The 16,538-nt window shown below is 68.8% G+C and carries 15 protein-coding genes; 7 read left to right on the top strand and 8 right to left on the bottom strand.

Annotated elements, in window-relative coordinates; genetic code table 11:
- The first annotated feature begins 14 nt into the window (after nucleotides 1–14).
- Nucleotides 15–1,430 carry a carboxylesterase/lipase family protein gene (locus ACIPY8_RS16360; RefSeq protein WP_400820438.1) on the top strand — a complete coding sequence of 472 codons (1,416 nt, stop codon included), beginning with the start codon at nucleotides 15–17 and terminating at the stop codon, nucleotides 1,428–1,430.
- A gap of 15 nt (nucleotides 1,431–1,445) precedes the next feature.
- Here ACIPY8_RS16360 and hemW read toward each other — a convergent pair whose 3' ends face one another.
- From hemW to lepA, 4 genes are read right to left on the bottom strand one after another with little or no spacing between them, the layout of a single operon-like run.
- On the bottom strand, nucleotides 1,446–2,663 hold the full coding sequence (gene hemW, locus ACIPY8_RS16355) for a radical SAM family heme chaperone HemW (protein WP_400820436.1): 1,218 nt from the start codon (nucleotides 2,661–2,663) through the stop codon (nucleotides 1,446–1,448).
- A 1-nt stretch (nucleotide 2,664) separates the two neighbouring features.
- Entirely contained in the window at nucleotides 2,665–3,318 is a 654-nt protein-coding gene (locus ACIPY8_RS16350; protein WP_400820433.1) for a DUF1990 family protein, read from the bottom strand.
- Nucleotides 3,319–3,328: 10 nt separating this feature from the next.
- On the bottom strand, nucleotides 3,329–3,862 hold the full coding sequence (locus ACIPY8_RS16345) for a DUF1990 family protein (RefSeq protein WP_400820431.1): 534 nt from the start codon (nucleotides 3,860–3,862) through the stop codon (nucleotides 3,329–3,331).
- Complete coding sequence (gene lepA, locus ACIPY8_RS16340) at nucleotides 3,863–5,716, bottom strand: translation elongation factor 4 (RefSeq protein WP_400820429.1); 1,854 nt, start codon at nucleotides 5,714–5,716, stop codon at nucleotides 3,863–3,865. It abuts the gene before it with no gap.
- A 240-nt stretch (nucleotides 5,717–5,956) separates the two neighbouring features.
- Here lepA and ACIPY8_RS16335 point away from each other — a divergent pair, with 240 nt between their 5' ends.
- The 5 genes from ACIPY8_RS16335 (at nucleotide 5,957) to ACIPY8_RS16315 (ending at nucleotide 12,458) form a co-directional block, all read left to right on the top strand.
- A complete protein-coding gene (locus tag ACIPY8_RS16335; protein ID WP_400820426.1) occupies nucleotides 5,957–6,940 on the top strand; it encodes an ABC transporter permease in 984 nt (327 codons plus the stop codon).
- Nucleotides 6,940–7,866 (top strand): ABC transporter permease, encoded by a 927-nt coding sequence (locus ACIPY8_RS16330; RefSeq protein WP_400820424.1) that lies wholly within the window; start codon nucleotides 6,940–6,942, stop codon nucleotides 7,864–7,866. Before ACIPY8_RS16335 ends, ACIPY8_RS16330 begins: the two co-directional genes overlap by 1 nt.
- Nucleotides 7,863–9,809 (top strand): dipeptide ABC transporter ATP-binding protein, encoded by a 1,947-nt coding sequence (locus tag ACIPY8_RS16325; protein ID WP_400820421.1) that lies wholly within the window; start codon nucleotides 7,863–7,865, stop codon nucleotides 9,807–9,809. Before ACIPY8_RS16330 ends, ACIPY8_RS16325 begins: the two co-directional genes overlap by 4 nt.
- Nucleotides 9,810–9,927: 118 nt before the next feature.
- Complete coding sequence (locus ACIPY8_RS16320) at nucleotides 9,928–11,640, top strand: ABC transporter family substrate-binding protein (protein ID WP_400820418.1); 1,713 nt, start codon at nucleotides 9,928–9,930, stop codon at nucleotides 11,638–11,640.
- Nucleotides 11,641–11,708: 68 nt separating this feature from the next.
- Nucleotides 11,709–12,458 (top strand): alpha/beta fold hydrolase, encoded by a 750-nt coding sequence (locus tag ACIPY8_RS16315; RefSeq protein WP_400820416.1) that lies wholly within the window; start codon nucleotides 11,709–11,711, stop codon nucleotides 12,456–12,458.
- Here ACIPY8_RS16315 and ACIPY8_RS16310 read toward each other — a convergent pair.
- Complete coding sequence (locus tag ACIPY8_RS16310) at nucleotides 12,430–13,734, bottom strand: MFS transporter (RefSeq protein ID WP_400820962.1); 1,305 nt, start codon at nucleotides 13,732–13,734, stop codon at nucleotides 12,430–12,432. The genes ACIPY8_RS16315 and ACIPY8_RS16310 overlap by 29 nt on opposite strands.
- Nucleotides 13,735–13,904: 170 nt before the next feature.
- On the opposite strand from ACIPY8_RS16310, the gene rpsT reads away from it, so the two are divergent.
- Nucleotides 13,905–14,165 (top strand): 30S ribosomal protein S20, encoded by a 261-nt coding sequence (gene rpsT / locus ACIPY8_RS16305; protein ID WP_400820414.1) that lies wholly within the window; start codon nucleotides 13,905–13,907, stop codon nucleotides 14,163–14,165.
- A gap of 69 nt (nucleotides 14,166–14,234) precedes the next feature.
- Here rpsT and ACIPY8_RS16300 read toward each other — a convergent pair whose 3' ends face one another.
- The 3 genes from ACIPY8_RS16300 to ACIPY8_RS16290 all read right to left on the bottom strand — a co-directional run.
- Nucleotides 14,235–14,930: a histidine phosphatase family protein gene (locus ACIPY8_RS16300; RefSeq protein WP_400820412.1), complete on the bottom strand. Its 696-nt coding sequence runs from the start codon at nucleotides 14,928–14,930 to the stop codon at nucleotides 14,235–14,237.
- A complete protein-coding gene (gene holA / locus ACIPY8_RS16295; protein WP_400820409.1) occupies nucleotides 14,927–15,970 on the bottom strand; it encodes a DNA polymerase III subunit delta in 1,044 nt (347 codons plus the stop codon). Before holA ends, ACIPY8_RS16300 begins: the two co-directional genes overlap by 4 nt.
- 59 nt (nucleotides 15,971–16,029) lie before the next feature.
- A partial coding sequence (locus ACIPY8_RS16290) for a DUF222 domain-containing protein (protein ID WP_400820407.1) occupies nucleotides 16,030–16,538 on the bottom strand: 509 nt, incomplete at its 5' end.

Genomic DNA, 16,538 nt, shown 5'->3' with positions numbered 1-16,538 from the left:
CTACGATGACGATCATGAGCGACGCCACGGATGCCACTCTCACGACCGGGATCGTCCGCGGCGAGATCGTCGGCGACGTCCGCCGATTCCTCGGCATCCCGTACGCCGCACCTCCCTTCGGGGATCTCCGGTTCCGTGCTCCGCAGCCCGCCGAGCCCTGGTCCGGCGTGCGGCAGACGACCTCGTTCGGGCCGACCGCTCCGCAGAGCCGGTACCCGGGAGCGATCGGCGAGCTGCTGGGGTCGGTCCAGATCCCGGGTGACGACATCCTCACCGTCAACGTGTGGGCGCCGCGCGACGCGGCGGGAGCGCCGGTCGTGCTCTGGATCCACGGCGGCGCGCTCGAACGCGGGACCGCGGCGCTCTCCCTCTACGACGGCACGGCGTTCGCGCGCGCCGGGATCGTGTTCGTCTCGATCAACTACCGCCTCGGCTCCGAGGGCTTCTCGGTGCTCGACGGCGCTCCGCGCAACCTCGGGCTTCGCGACGCCGCCGCGGGTCTGGCCTGGGCGCACCGCGAGGGCGCAGCCTTCGGCGGCGATCCTGCACGCATCACGGTCATGGGCGAATCCGCGGGAGGGGCGATCGTCGCCGGTCTGCTCGCCCGGGACGAATCCCGCGCACTGATCGCCCGCGCGATCATCGAGTCCGCCCCTCTGGAGGCGCAGCCTGTGGCCAAGGCCGGCCGCGTCACGGCGCAGCTCGCGAAGCGGCTCGGCATCGCACGCGACCGCGACGCGTTCCTCGGCGTGAGCCCCGAGCAGCTGCTCGACGCCCGGCGCGAGCAGTCCGCCGGCTCGTCCCCGCTCGGTGGGGCGCCGGGCTTCCAGTTCGCGCTCGACGAGGAGTCCCTTCCCCGATCTCCGCACGAGGTGATCCCCGACATCGACGTGCCCGTGCTGATCGGCACCAACACCGATGAGTACAGGCTGTGGTTCACACCGGAGGCGCTCGGCAAGATCAGCGGGCTTCAACTCCTGATCGCGCGTCTCGCGATGCGGATCCCGCGCCGCGCCGTCGCCGCCTACCGCTCCGCCTTCCCCGGGGCCTCGACGGGCGAGATCTTCGGGCAGCTCGCGACCGACCTCCTGTTGCGCGCGCCCCTCACCCGGGTCGCCCGTGCGCGGCGCGCACCGACCTACGTGTACGAGTTCGCGTGGCGCAGTCCGGTGCGCGACCTCCGCGCCGCACATGCCCTCGAACTCGGCTTCGTGTTCGACCGGCTCGACGATCCGGAGACCCGGCGGCTGGCGGGCGATGCGCCTCCGCAGGAGCTGGCCGACGAGATGCACCGCGCGTGGATCTCGTTCATCACGACGGGCGATCCGGGATGGCCCGCCTATGGAGCGGAGCGGACGACGCGGCTCTTCGACGCCCGGAGCGCGACGGTGCCGCAGCGACGCACCGACGGCATGGATCTGTTGCCCTGACGCCCGGACACGCCCTCAGTCCGTGAGCTCGCGCACCACGGCATCGGCCAGCAGACGGCCCCGCAGAGTGAGCTGCACGCGCCCGCGCACCGCGGCCGGACCGTCCACGAGGCCGTCGGCGATGAGACCCGCGACGCGGCTGCGCTTGTCGGCCTGCACGTCGTCGAGGGCTATCCCCTCTCGGATGCGGCTGAGCAGCAGGATGCGCTCCAGCATGCGCGACTCCGCGTCGGGACGCTCGGTGCCCGCGGCCGGGGACTCGGCCGCGGCGAGGCGCTGCGCGTACGCGGCGGGGTGCTTGACGTTCCACCACCGGAGGCCGGCGACGTGGCTGTGCGCACCCGGGCCGAAGCCCCACCAGTCGCTCCCCCGCCAGTACGCGAGATTGTGCCGCGACCGCTGGTCGAGAGTCCGCGACCAGTTGCTCACCTCGTACCACTCGAACCCCGCTTCCGCGAGACGCGCGTCGGCGAGCTCGTACATGTCGGCCTGCAGGTCGTCGTCGGGGGTGGGCGCCTCGCCGCGGCGGATCTGCCTCGCGAGCTTCGTGCCGTCCTCGATGATGAGCGCGTACGCGGAGATGTGATCGGACTCCAAGGCGAGAGCCGCGTCGAGCGACGCCTCCCAGTCGGCGAGGGACTCCCCCGGTGCACCGTAGATCAGGTCGACGCTCACCGCGAGTCCGGCGTCCTTCGCGGCCGCGACCGCGGTGCGCACGTTCTCCGGACGGTGGGTGCGATCCAGCGCGGCGAGCACATGGGGCACAGCCGACTGCATCCCGACCGACAGCCTCGTCACTCCCGCATCTGCGAGTGTGCGGGCGACCTCGGGCGTGACGGTGTCGGGGTTGGCCTCCACCGTCACCTCGGCGCCGTCGGCCAGTCCGAACGCCTCGGTCGCCGCGCCCAGCATCCGCGCGAGGTCGCCGGCGGGCAGCAGCGTCGGTGTGCCGCCCCCGAAGAACACGGTGTCCATGGGTCGCAGCGCCCCGGCATCCGTCAGGACCCGACGCGCCAGGTCGATCTCGGTGATCAGCGTCGAGGCGTAGTCCTCCTGCTTCGCGCCGCGCAGCTCGCTCGAGGTGTACGTGTTGAAGTCGCAGTACCCGCAGCGCACACTGCAGAACGGGATGTGCAGGTACGCGGAGAACGGCACGTTCGCGTCGATCGGCAGATCGGCGGGGAGCCGTCCGTCGGCCGGGGCCGGGTCGCCGAGGGGAAGAGGACCCGCCATCTCAGACGGGAGTCGCGTACATCGGGGAGATCGCGCGGAGGTACCGCGCGAACAGCTCCCGCCGCCGACGCTTCAGGAGCGCGGGGATCGTGCGATAGAGCACGGAGTTCGGGGCGTCGAAGGCGCGCACCGTGAACCACACCTCGTCGTTGTCCTCGCGCCACTCGATGTCGAAGAGCTCCTCGCCGCGCACGACGGAGCCGCCTACTGTGCCGAGCACGAGACCCACTCGCCGCTTCTCCTCGGTCACGGAGATCACGCGCAGTTCGGCGTCGGCGCTCATGTTGGCGACGCGGCCGCGCAGGCGCAGCGTCATGCCGGGGCCGGCGAACGGCGTGCCCTCGGCGTCGAACCGCTGCTCGACCTCGTTCTTGCTCGGCGCGATCGGTGTTCCCTCGGCGTCGAAGCTCACGCCCGCGTACGCCGGGCCGGGCGCAGGACGCACGTCCTCGACGGTCAGCCCGGCAGCGCGCTGCGCCGTCCAGGTCAGCAACGACTCGCCCGCGGTCTGAAAGCGCTCTTCGCCGCTGCCGATCCGCCAGGAGTTCTCCGCAGGGATGCTGCGCTCCGGCGGATACTGCATGAGATCGGGCGCATGGGTCGCACCCACAGCCGCATAGTCAACCGTGTCGTCTCGGAAAGTCCCGCGCCGCATGCCGTCCAGCCTACCCGGGGTCGCCTGGACGGTGACCCGACCGATGTCCAAGCGGCCCCGGACGCGAGTCGCGGATCCGGGCCACCTCGTCGGAGACGACACGGATGTATCGGGCATGGGTCGAGCGCTGCAGGAGCCGCAGCGCCGGCGCGAGAAGGCGCCAGCCGAGGGTGGCCGGCATCGAGATCGACCTGGCCGTGAAGACTCCTCCGTCGAGCACGAAGGACTCCTCACCGTAGAGAGGGTGCCCGGGCATCGTCTCGTACCCGAACCCGTTCTCGGCGGCCCAGACCACCCGGACCGGCTCGCGGAACAGCACGCCGAGCACGCGCTTCGACAGGAGCCCTTCGCGCCCCGCGGCCGGCGACCCCTCGGGCGTGCCGAAACCCACTCGGCGCTTGAACTCCCAGGAGCGGATCAGTGCGGCGACGTCGTCCTGCGCGTCGGACGGGACCGGGAGCGATCGTTCATCCACCCGCATCCCCGCCGGCACCCTGACGAGCGGATGCCGTGTCGCTCCCCGCTCGTACCGCGGGAACGCCATCTACTTCTTGTCCTTGCCCTCGACGTCGCCGGAGAGCGCGGCGATGAACGCCTCCTGGGGGACCTCGACGCGACCCACCATCTTCATGCGCTTCTTGCCCTCCTTCTGCTTCTCGAGGAGCTTGCGCTTGCGGGTGATGTCACCGCCGTAGCACTTCGCGAGGACGTCCTTGCGGATCGCCCTGATCGTCTCGCGGGCGATGATCCGGGCGCCGATGGCCGCCTGGATCGGCACCTCGAACTGCTGCCGAGGGATGAGCTTGCGCAGACGCTCGGCCATCATCGTGCCGTAGGCGTAGGCCTTGTCCCGGTGCACGATCGAGCTGAACGCGTCGACCTTCTCGCCCTGGAGGAGGATGTCGACCTTCACGAGGTCGGCCTCCTGCTGGCCCGCGGGCTCGTAGTCCAGAGAGGCGTAGCCCTGCGTCTTGGACTTCAGCTGGTCGAAGAAGTCGAACACGATCTCGCCGAGCGGCATCATGTAGCGCAGCTCGACGCGCTCCTCGGAGAAGTACTCCATGCCGAGCAGCGAGCCGCGACGCGACTGGCACAGCTCCATGACCGTGCCGACGTAGTCCTTCGGCAGCAGGATCGCGGTCTTCACCATGGGCTCGGCGACCGAGCCGATCCGCCCGTCGGGGTACTCGCTCGGGTTGGTGACCGTGACCGTCTCACCGGTGTCCGACGTCAGTACCTCGTAGATGACGCTGGGCGCGGTCGTGATGAGGTCGAGGCCGAACTCGCGCGACAGGCGCTCGGTGATGATCTCCAGGTGCAGCAGGCCGAGGAAGCCGCAGCGGAAGCCGAAACCGAGGGCCACCGAGGTCTCGGGCTCGTACTGGAGCGACGCGTCGGAGAGCTTGAGCTTGTCGAGCGCCTCACGGAGCTCGGCGTAGTCGCTGCCGTCGATCGGGTAGATGCCCGAGAAGACCATCGGCTTGGGGTCGGTGTACCCCGCCAGCGCGTCGGTCGCGGGCTTGCGCGCCGCCGTGACCGTGTCACCGACCTTCGACAGGCGCACGTCCTTCACACCCGTGATGAGGTAACCCACCTCGCCCACACCCAACCCCTTGGTGGGGATCGGCTCGGGACTCGACACGCCGACCTCGAGGGCGTCGTGGTTCGCACCGGTCGACATCATCTGGATGCGCTCGCGCGGCGACAGGCTGCCGTCGACCATGCGCACGTAGGTGACGACGCCGCGGTACGCGTCGTACACGGAATCGAAGATCATGGCGCGAGCCGGAGCATCCGCATCGCCCACCGGGGCCGGGATCTCCTGCACGAGGCGGTCGAGCAGGTCCTCGACGCCGACGCCGGTCTTGCCCGAGACCCGCAGCACGTCCTCCGGCTTCCCGCCGATCAGGGAGGCGAGCTCCTTGGCGTACTTGTCGGGGTCCGCGGCCGGGAGGTCGATCTTGTTGAGCACCGGGATGATGTGCAGATCGTTCTCGAGCGCGAGGTAGAGGTTCGCGAGCGTCTGGGCCTCGATGCCCTGCGCCGCGTCGACGAGCAGGATCGCGCCCTCGCACGCGGCGAGCGAGCGGGACACCTCGTACGTGAAGTCCACGTGCCCCGGGGTGTCGATCATGTTCAGCGCGAACGTCTCGCCGTCGAGCTCCCACGGCATGCGCACGGCCTGGCTCTTGATCGTGATGCCGCGCTCGCGCTCGATGTCCATGCGGTCCAGGTACTGCGCCCTCATGTCGCGGTCGGAGACCACGCCGGTGATCTGGAGCATGCGGTCGGCGAGGGTCGACTTGCCGTGATCGATGTGCGCGATGATGCAGAAGTTGCGGATCTGCGTCGCAGGCGTCGCGGCAGGCTGAAGCGGGGTGAGAGCGCGTGGTGACATGTCCCGACGATTCTACGGTGAGGGGAGGCTAATGCCCGATTCGGCCGATGCGGTGATATTCTCGCGAAGTTGCCCGGGAGCAATCCGTGACACCGGATCCCGTGAGCGATAAGACTCCGTCACAGACCAGGTGCAGGCGTCGTGTCGCGCAGATCGGCAGATGGTGATTGACTGTCTTTCCGGCTCAGCGTTGCGTCGGCAGATCCCGCGCGCGTCTGTAAAAGAGAAAGAATCAACACCTTGATCAAGTATCTCGTGCGCCGCCTGCTGGGGTGGTTGATGATGATCGTCATCGCGACGAACATCACCTACTTCCTCGCCTGGCTGTATCTCGATCCGGAGAACAACTACGTCGGCCGGCGTCCCCCGCTCTCCGCCGACCAGATCGACAATCTCCTCCGCCCGCGCAACCTCAGCGAGTCCGTCCCGCTCATCGAGCGCTGGTGGACGTGGTTCTCCGGGATCATCCTCCGCTGGGACTGGGGCCTGGGCCCGACCGGCGAGTCGGTGAACGAGCAGGTCGCGTACCGCGTCTGGGTCAGCGCCGAACTGGTCCTCGGTGCCACGATCCTCACGACAGTTCTCGGCATCGCGCTCGGCGTGTACACGGCCTCCCGCCAGTACAAGCTCGCCGACCGCATCGGCCAGGGCACGAGCATCATCACGATGAACATCCCGACCGTCGTCGCGGGCTTCGCGCTCGTCCTGCTCGCGATCGGCTTCAACAACGCCGTCGGCACCACGGTCTTCTACGTCACCGGGTCGTCCAGTCCGGGGGTGCAGGGCTTCTTCCCGGTTCTCCTCGACGCGTTGCAGCACCTGGCGTTGCCGACTCTCGGTCTGGTGATCACGGGCTACGCCCAGATCCACTTCCTGCAGCGGTCCCTCCTGCTCGACAACATCAAGGCCGACTACGTGCGCACCGCGCGCGCCAAGGGCCTGACGAAGCAGCAGGCCATCCGCAAGCACGCGCTGCGCACGTCGCTCATCCCCGTGACGACGCAGGTCGCCTTCACCATCCCGGCCGTGTTCACCGGCGCGGTCCTGACGGAGACGATCTTCAACTGGAACGGCATGGGTCGGTACTTCATCACGACCCTCAACAACAACGACATTCACGGCGTCGTCGCAGTCGCGGCCTTCGGCGCCCTGATGACGGCGATCGGAGCCATCCTCGCCGACGTCGCCGTCGTCGTCCTCGATCCGAGAGTGCGGGTGAGCTGATGTCCCTGGAAGCCATCGGGGTGTCCCCCGAGATCACCGAGAAGCCCGAGAAGCCGAGGAACCGCAAGCGCACCACGATGCTGTCGCTCTACACGCGACGCTTCATGCGCAACCGCGGCGCGGTCATCGGCATCGTCATCCTCGCGCTGCTCGTGGTGTTCGCGGTCGTCGGACCGCTCATCGCGCCCTACAGCCACACGGATCTCGACTTCCTCGCACTGCGCAAGGGCCCGTCGCCCGACCACTGGTTCGGCACGAACGGCTCGGGCAACGACAACTTCGCCCAGGTCGCCGTGGGTCTGCAGCGCTCCATGATGATCGCCGCGCTCGTCGCGGTCGGCACCACCGTCGTGTCCGCGATCGTCGGAACGACGGCCGCCTACTTCGGCGGATCCTACGAGCGGATCATGCTCGCGATCATCCACTTCATGATGGTGGTCCCGAACTTCCTGATCCTGGCGATGATCTCGAACGACGCCGGCGGTAACTGGCTCGTGATCTCGCTCGTGATGATCTTCATCGTCGGCTGGTTCTTCCCCGCCCGCATCATCTGGACGCTGTCGCTGTCGATCCGCGAGCGTGAGTACGTGCACGCGGCCCGGTATGCCGGTCTGTCCGGCATGCGCGTCGTGATCCGGCACATGCTGCCGAACATCGGTTCGCTGCTCGTCATCAACTTCACGCTCGGCGTCGTGTCGGCCGTGCTGACCGAGACCGCCCTGTCGTTCCTCGGATTCGGTGTGAAGCTGCCCGACGTGTCGCTCGGCGCCCTGATCGGGTACGGCTCCAGCACCCTTGTGAGCGCCCCCTGGCTGTTCTACTTCCCGGCTGCGGCGCTCACGCTGCTCACCGTGTCGATGGCTCTCATCGCCGACGGTCTGCGCGACGCCCTCGACCCGACCTCCGCGGCTGGAGGTCGCGCATGAGCACGAATCCTGCATCCACGGTCCTCTCCGTCCGCGACCTCAAGGTCAGCTTCCCGTCCGAGGCCGGTCGGGTGGATGCCGTCCGCGGCGTCTCCTTCGACCTCGAGGCCGGCAAGACGCTCGGCATCGTCGGCGAGTCCGGATCCGGCAAGTCCGTCACCTCGCTCGCGATCATGGGCCTGCTCGACGAGAACGCCAAGGTCACCGGCTCGATCGTCTACGACGGCCAGGAGCTCATCGGCAAGTCCGACAAGCATCTCTCGGTGATCCGCGGCAACGGCATGGCGATGGTGTTCCAGGACCCGCTGACCTCGCTGACCCCGGTGTTCACGGTCGGCGACCAGCTCATCGAGGCGTTGACGGTGCACCGTCGACTCTCGAAGAAGGACGCGTGGGACCGGTCCGTCGAGCTGCTCAAGCTCGTCGGCATCCCCGAGGCCGAGCGCCGCATGAAGGCCTTCCCGCACGAGTTCTCCGGCGGCATGCGCCAGCGCGTGGTGATCGCCATCGCCATGGCGAACGATCCCAAGCTGATCATCGCCGACGAGCCGACCACGGCCCTCGACGTGACGATCCAGGCGCAGATCCTCGAGCTCATGGACACGGCGCAGGAGGAGACCGGCGCCGCGATGATCATGATCACGCACGACATGGGCGTGGTCGCGAAGACCGCCGACGACGTGCTCGTGATGTACGCAGGCAAGCCGGTCGAGCACGCACCCGTGCGCGAGCTGTTCTACCGGACGCGGATGCCGTACTCGATCGGCCTGCTGGGCGCGATCCCCCGCGTCGACAAGACCGAGAAGGTGCCGCTGATCCCGATCAAGGGCAACCCGCCGCTGCTGATCGACCTCCCGGACGCGTGCCCGTTCGCGGCACGGTGCCCGATCGCGATCGACGCGTGCCGTCAGGGCGAGCCCGAGCTGCTCCCCGTCTCGACCGACGGGCACGCGAGCCACACCGTGGCCTGCATCCGCGCCGAGGACATCTCCGACGACGGCACGATCGGCGGGCTTCCGGTGTTCCCCGCACCGGTAGTCCCGGAGAGCAGCCTTACCAAGGTGCCGCGCGAGGAGCGCCCCATCACGCTGCAGGCGATCAACCTGAACAAGACCTTCCCGCTCATGAAGGGCGCGCTGTTCAAGCGCAAGGTCGGCGAGGTCCACGCGGTCAAGGGCATCAGCTTCGACGTGCGTCAGGGCGAGACCCTCGCCATCGTGGGCGAGTCCGGCAGCGGCAAGACCACGACGCTCCTGCAGATCATGGACCTCGTGAAGCAGGAGGACGGCGACATCCGGATCGGCGGCACGAGCGTCGCCGACATCAAGAACCGAGCCGAGGAGCGCAAGCTCCGCCGGGACCTGCAGATCGTCTTCCAGGACCCGATGGGCGCCCTCGACCCGCGCATGACCGTGTGGGACATCATCGCCGAGCCGATGTTCGCGATCGGGATGAGCCGCGACGACGTGTTCGACCGCGTCGAGGAGCTCATGAGCCTGGTCGGCCTCGACCCGGCTCACAGCGACCGATTCCCCCAGGCGTTCTCGGGTGGTCAGCGTCAGCGCATCGGCATCGCCCGCGCGCTGTCGACGAACCCGAAGGTCGTCGTCCTCGACGAGCCCGTCTCGGCGCTCGACGTGTCGATCCAGGCGGGCGTGATCAACCTGCTCGACGAGCTCAAGGCGAAGATGGGCCTGTCGTACCTGTTCGTCGCGCACGACCTCGCCGTGGTGCGGCACATCGCCGACCGCGTCGCCGTCATGTACAAGGGCGAGTTCGTGGAGCACGGCGACGTGGACCAGGTCTTCGACGCTCCGCAGCACCCCTACACCAAGGCGCTGCTCTCGGCGATCCCGATCCCCGACCCCGACGTCGAGCGCACCCGCGAGCGGATCATCCTGCCCGTGGAGGGCTTCGACGCCGAGGCCGTGGCTGCGAGTTAACGAGGAATCACTTATGCACAGTCCGGTAACGAATCGGTGCACAAGTGCTCTCGCCCGCGAGGCGCGGAGTTATTCTGCCCTCATCCCCAAGTAAGGCCGACAGGCACTAAGGAGTACCATGAAACGGCATCAGAAGCTGATGGGCATCGCTGCCCTCGGCGCCGCCTTCGCACTCGTCATGAGCGGTTGTGCGCCGGCAGGCAACGGCGGCGGCACCGGCGATCAGGGCGAGGCCCAGACCGTCGAGGGCGCGGACTACAACCCGCAGCCCCGCGAGAACCTGGCGGAGGGCGGAGAGCTCCGCATCCCCGTCTCGAACATCGCCGAGCAGCTGAACTACTTCCACAGCGACGGCGACGCGCGTGTCACGCAGATCGGCACGTGGTTCCGCCCGCAGATCCTGCTCATGGATCCGGACGGCACGGTCAAGAAGAACGACGCGTACCTCGACGACTACTCCTTCGGTGTCGAGGACGGCAAGACCGTCCTGCACTTCAAGGTCAACGAGAAGGCTGTCTGGAACGACGGCACGCCGATCGACGTGACCGCGTTCAAGGCGACCTGGGAAGCCAACAACGGCACCAACGAGGAGTACCAGCCGAACGCGACCGACGGCTGGAAGGAGATCGAGTCCGTCGAGGCCGGCGAGAACGACCGCGACGTCATCGTCACCTTCAAGGGCGAGTTCGCCTGGCCCGAGATGGTCTACTCGCAGCTCCTGCACCCGGCCGTCAACACCCCGGAGCTCTTCAACACCGCGTTCCTCGGTGACTGGCACCCGGAGTGGGCCGCCGGCCCGTACACCGTCGAGGACTACGACAAGACGGGTGGCGTCGTCACCCTCGTCCCGAACGAGAAGTGGTGGGGCAACGCTCCGCTCCTCGACAAGGTGACCTTCATCCAGATGGAGCCGACCGCCGCGGTGAACGCTCTGCGCAACGGCGAGGTCGACATGGCCGAGACCGGCAGCGCCGAGCTCCTCGCACAGGTGGAGGGTCTCGACGGCGTCAAGACCTACAAGGGTCAGGCGACCGCGAACGCGATCTTCACGCTGAACTCGTCGAACCCCGCTCTGTCGGAGCTCGAGGTCCGCAAGGCCGTCTTCGAGGCGATCAGCATCGAGCAGGTCAAGGAGATCGTCTTCAACGGCCTGAACTACACCGAGGAGCCCGCCGGCTCCCTCACGCTGTTCTCGTTCCAGCCGAACTACGTGAACGCTCTGGAAGAGGCCGGTCGCAAGGACGGCGACACCGAGGGCGCCAACAAGCTCCTCGACGACGCCGGCTGGGTCCCGGGTGCTGACGGCATCCGTGAGAAGGACGGCGTGCGCCTGTCGCTCGTCTTCCCGGTCCACTCCGACACGGAGACCGCTCGCGCCCGCTCGCTGGCCGTGCAGGCGCAGCTCAAGGAGGTCGGCGTGGAGGTCACGATCGACACCCGTCCGTCCGCGGACTTCGCCGAGGACTACACCACGCAGAACGGTGACATCTTCTTCCTCAACTTCACGTCGTCCGACCCGTTCGGTGCTGCCTGGTTCTGCCAGCTGTACTGCTCGGACAGCGGCCTGAACCTGTCGGGCACCGGCACCGAGGAGATCGACAAGATGATCCACGAGGAGCTGGAGACCATCTCCGACCCGGTGGAGCAGACCAAGAAGGCCATGGAGATGGAGTCCGAGATCTTCGCGAAGACCTGGGGCATCATCCCGGTCCTCAACGGCCCGGAGATCTGGACCGTCAAGGAAGGCCTCGCCAACCTCACGCCCGAGCCCTACGTGGGTCTCGACCTCTTCGGCATCACGCCGGTGGAGAACGTGGGCTACGAGAAGTAAGCACTCTCTCTGAGCACGAGGGCGGGGTCGGTGGGCAACCACCGGCCCCGCTTTCGTATGCTGAACACGTGACCGTTCAGATCGTCCTCGTGCACGGCATCCGCACGTCTGCGACGATGTGGCGGTCTCAGGTCGCGTTCCTGGAGGCCGCGGGGATCCCCGTTGTCGCGGTCGATCTGCCCGGTCACGGCACCCGCATGACGGAGGACTTCACGCTGCACGAGGCGCTGCACACGATCGATGCGGCGGTGCGCGATGCGGCCTCTCGGGGCCCCGTGCTGCTGGTCGGGCACTCGATGGGTGGGCTCCTGACGCTCGCGTACACGGGAGGCGCGCAGAAGCCCCCGGTGGCCGCGCTGATCGCCGCGTCGTGCACCGCACTCCCCCACGGCGCCGGTCTGCGCGCGTACCGGATGATCGCGCGGGCGGTCGACCGGCTGCCCGATCGCGGGCTGTGGCTCACGGAGCGCATCCTCGAGGCGACGATACCCCTCGAGACCCGACCCGACTTCGCCGCCGGCGGCTACGCCCTCGACACCCAGGACGTCGCCCTCGCCGCGCTGTCGGCGCTCGACCTCGCGACCGCGGTGGCACGGATCGAGATCCCGCTGTGGTTCGTGAACGGGCAGTACGACCAGCTGCGCATCAATGAGGCGCTGTTCCAGCGGCTCGCGCCGCACGCAGAGCTCATCGTCGTCCCGCGCACTACGCACCTCGTGACGGCCATGCGTCCGGACGTGTTCAACGCCGTGCTGCGCCTCGGGATCGCCACGATCGAGGCTGCCGAGATCAGCGACGACGGCGCGCCCGCGACGTGAGGACGCCGCCGACCAGTGACAGCACGGCCGCTGCCACGAACACGAGCCAGAAGCCGCCGGCGAGGGCCACGAGCCCGGCGCCGAGGACGGGACCGATCAGCTGACCCAGGGCTGCCGTCACGGTGACGACTCCGAGGTCGCGGGCGTGGTCCTTCTCGTCCGGCAGCAGATCGGCGGCGAACGCGAGTCCCACGGTCGAGAAGGCGCCATAGCCGACGCCCATGAGTGCCGCGGCGATCATCGTCGCCTCGAACGACGGCACGACGGCGATGACCACGCCGGACGCTGCCTGCACGAGCGTGGCCGCCACCGTGAGAGTGCGGCGATCGCCCGTGCGATCCGACACGATCCCCGTGACGACCGCGGCGAGCACCACGAACACCGTGTAGACCACGATCAGCAGCAGGAGGTTGTCCTGCGCCGTCGCCGTGTCCTGATCCAGACCGTGCAGGAGGTAGAAGAGGAAGAGCGCAGTGCCGAGCGCGTTGCCGATGTTCACGACCAGTCGACCCGAGAGCATCCAGGCGAAATCCCGATCGCGCAGCGAGGCGAGCGGATGCCGGGACCGGCGCCCTTCGGGGATCAGACGCGCCTCCGCAGGCGGATCGGGGAGCAGCAGCGCGGCGGCGGATCCCACGAACGCGATGATCGCCGCGAGCAGCATGTATCCCTCGCGGATGCCGAGGCCGAGGAGCACGACCAGTCCGACGCCGAGGACGATCCCGACGGCCTGACTGGATCCGACCGCCGCAGAGGCCGCGCCGCGCTGGGTCACGGGGAGCTGATCCGCGATGAGCGCCGTGAACGCGGCGGAGGAGATCGCGACGCCGACGGAGACGCCGAGCCACGCCAGGCCGACTCCCCAGGGACCCTCCGCGTAGCCGGTGACGACCAGGCATGCTGCGGTCAGCAGGACCCCGCCGAGAGCCCAGGGGCGTCGACGGTGCCGTCCGGCGCCTGCGCGGTCGGACAGCGCGCCCGCGACCGGGCCGGCGATGATCCCGGCGAGCCCCCCGAGGCCGAGGACGAACCCCGAGGAGACGACGCCGCGGATCCAGTCGTCCTCCGGAGTGTCGAGCTGGAGGGGCAGGAGCAGCTGCACGGGCGTGAGCTGCACGGTCCAGATGGCGAGCCAGGCGAGGGTGAACACCGTGATCCATCGAGCTCCCACGCGGGTGGACGTGGAGGCGGGGCTCATCGCTGCAGCGGGCTCGGTCATTGCGCTCCTTGACGTCGGCGTCGTGAGAGGAGGGCCGTGCGGGCGGCACGACCTGATGCGGATAAGGCCGATTGTGCACCCGACGGCGCCCGTTTAGGGGGAACGGCTCGACTGCTGGTAGACTCGACTCTTGGCTTGCGTGTGGGTTCTTCCCTCACGACCGCCGTGCGGAAGCCCTCTTCTTCTGCCGGCATTCCGAACAATCCCTGTACAGAAAGCGTCCACACGTGGCAAACATCAAGTCGCAGATCAAGCGCAACAAGACCAACGAGAAGGCTCACGAGCGCAACAAGGCCGTCAAGAGCGAGCTCAAGACGCACGTCCGCGCCGCGCGCACCGCTGTCGCCTCGGGCGACAAGGCCGCTGCCGAGGCCGCGCTGAAGACCGCGTCCCGCAAGCTCGACAAGGCCGTCAGCAAGGGCGTCATCCACCAGAACCAGGCGGCGAACCGCAAGTCGGCCATCGCCAAGCAGGTCTCCGCTCTCTGAGCTTCGACCACAGAGGAAGGGCCCGTCTCATCGAGACGGGCCCTTCCTCTGTGTATCGGTGCGATGCGGTCAGCCGGCCGGAGTCTCGACGGGCTCTCCCGGCTCGCCGACGGGTTCGGCGGGAACGTCGAGTGCCGACGGGTCTTCGAGGTCGATGCCTCCGAGAGGCTCCTCATGCCAGGAGACCAGCCGCCAGCCGGTGACCGGGTCGCCGTCGAGCACGCACATGCCCGTGTTGTAGAGACGCCAGTGTGCGGCATCCTCCAGGTCGATGTCCTGCAGGCGCGCGGCCGCCCAGACGCGGATCGCCGCGCCGTGGCTGACGATCACGGCCGCGCCGTCTCGGTGCCCCTCGGCGATGCCTGCGACGGCCGCGTCGTAGCGGGCGAAGAACTCCGTGCCGCTCTCGCCGCCGGGGATCGTGACGTCGAGATCGCCGGTGAGCCAGCTGCGGGCGGTCTGCACGTATCCCTGGACCGCTTCGCGGTCGCTGTGCATCTCCCAGTCCCCCGCGGAGATCTCCTCGAGGCCCTCGACGACCTGGATCTCAAGGCCGCGATCTGCGGCGAGAGGAGTTGCCGTGAGCTGCGTGCGGACGAGCGGCGAGGCGTAGATCGCGTCGATGCGCTCGCCGTGGAGCACCGCGGGGATCGCGGCGGCCTGCGCGTGTCCCAGCCCGGTGAGGCCGGGACCGGGGCGGCCGGTGTCGAGCGCGCCGATCACGTTGCTCGGGGTCTGACCGTGGCGGATGAGCAGGAGCCTCATGATTCCCCTCCGAAGGGCTGGCGTGTGGCGATGACCGTGAGCATGCGCTCGAGGGCGAAGATCGGGTCGCGCGCCGCACCTTTGACCTCGGCGTCGGCGCGGGCGGTCGCCTGGATCGCGAGACCGAGGGAGCGTTCGTTCCAGCCGGCGAGGTCGCGCCGCGCCCGGTCGACCTGCCAGTCCTTCATCCCGAGCCGCTGGGCCGGCTGGCGGCTGGGTTCGCGATTGCCGGCCACACGCGCCATGGTGCGGAGCTTCATCGCGAAGGCGGCCACCATCGGCACGGGGTCGGCGCCGGATGCCAGTGCGTGGCGGAGCGCGACGAGGGCCTCTCCGTAGCGGCCGGCGATCGCGGTGTCGGCGACCACGAACGCCGACACCTCGACGCGGCCACCGTAGTACTTGGTGATGACGTCTTCCGTGACGTCGCCCTCGACGTCGCCGATGAGCTGCTGGCAGGCGGCGGCGAGCTCGGTGAGATCGTCGGCGAAGGCGGAGACGAGGGCACGAAGGGCCGGCGGCGCGATGCGCTTCTTGGCGGCCTTGAACTCGCCGGCGGCGAAGTCGACCCTGTCGCCGTCTCGTTTGATCGCCGGGCAGGCGATCTCGATGCCGTCGCCCTGTCCAGCGCGCAACGCGTCGAGGAGCTTCTTGCCGCGGACGCTCGCTCCGGTGTGCCGCAGGATGACCGTCGCGCCCTCCTGAGGGTGTTCCAGGTAGGAGACAGCCTCCTGCAGGAAAGCGTCGGAGCACTTCTCGACGCCCGAGACCCGCACGAGGCGCGGCTCCCCGAACAGCGAGGGCGAGGTGAGCGACAGCAGCGTGCCGGGGGCGTAGTCGTCGGCACGGACGTCGGTGACTTCGAGGGCCGGGTCCTCGGCGCGGAGGTAGTCGCGCACTCCCGCGATCGCCCGCTCGGCGCAGACCTCCTCGGGGCCGGACACGAGGACGAGCGGCGCGGGGCGCGGCTCCCGCCAGGAGACCTGCGGGATCTTGGACGACGCGGCTCCTCCTCGGGATGAAGAACGCGGAGCAGCCATGTCTTCAGCCTACCCGGGGCCCTCCGACATCCGATGCTCGTGCGTGACCCGGCGCGCGGTCAGGCGGCGATGTCGTAGCGGGCGCATCCGCCCAGGCGTGGGGTGCGTGCGGGGTCGATGGTGTCGGGTGGGATGAGCCAGACCCGTGCTGTTGTTCCGGTGCCGGTGGTGTGGATGTCCCACCCGTTGTCGTGGACGCGGTGGTGACAGGACGTGCACAGCAGGACCCCGTTGTCGAGATCCGTCGGTCCGGTGTCGCGGTGCCACCATTTCAGGTGGTGGGCTTTGGTCATCTGGGGTGGGAGTCCGCACATCACGCACCCGCCGTCGCGTTCCACGAGCGCGAGCCGCTGTGCTCTCGTGAACAGGCGTTTCTCCCGCCCCCAGTCCAGGATCTCCCCGGCGGTGCCCAGCACGACCGGGATCACCCCGCCGCTGGCCGCGATCCGTCGACAGGTGCTGATACTCACCGACTGATCGGTCCCGTCGATCGACGCGGCCCCGGTCCCGGTGGTGAGCTCGTCGAGCCCGACGCGGACGATCACGGTCGCCCCGGTCGTCGGCATCC

The sequence above is a fragment of the Microbacterium sp. NPDC089696 genome (genome assembly GCF_044749125.1).
GTDB lineage: Bacteria > Actinomycetota > Actinomycetes > Actinomycetales > Microbacteriaceae > Microbacterium.
This window is presented reverse-complemented; position numbering and strand designations above follow the sequence as displayed.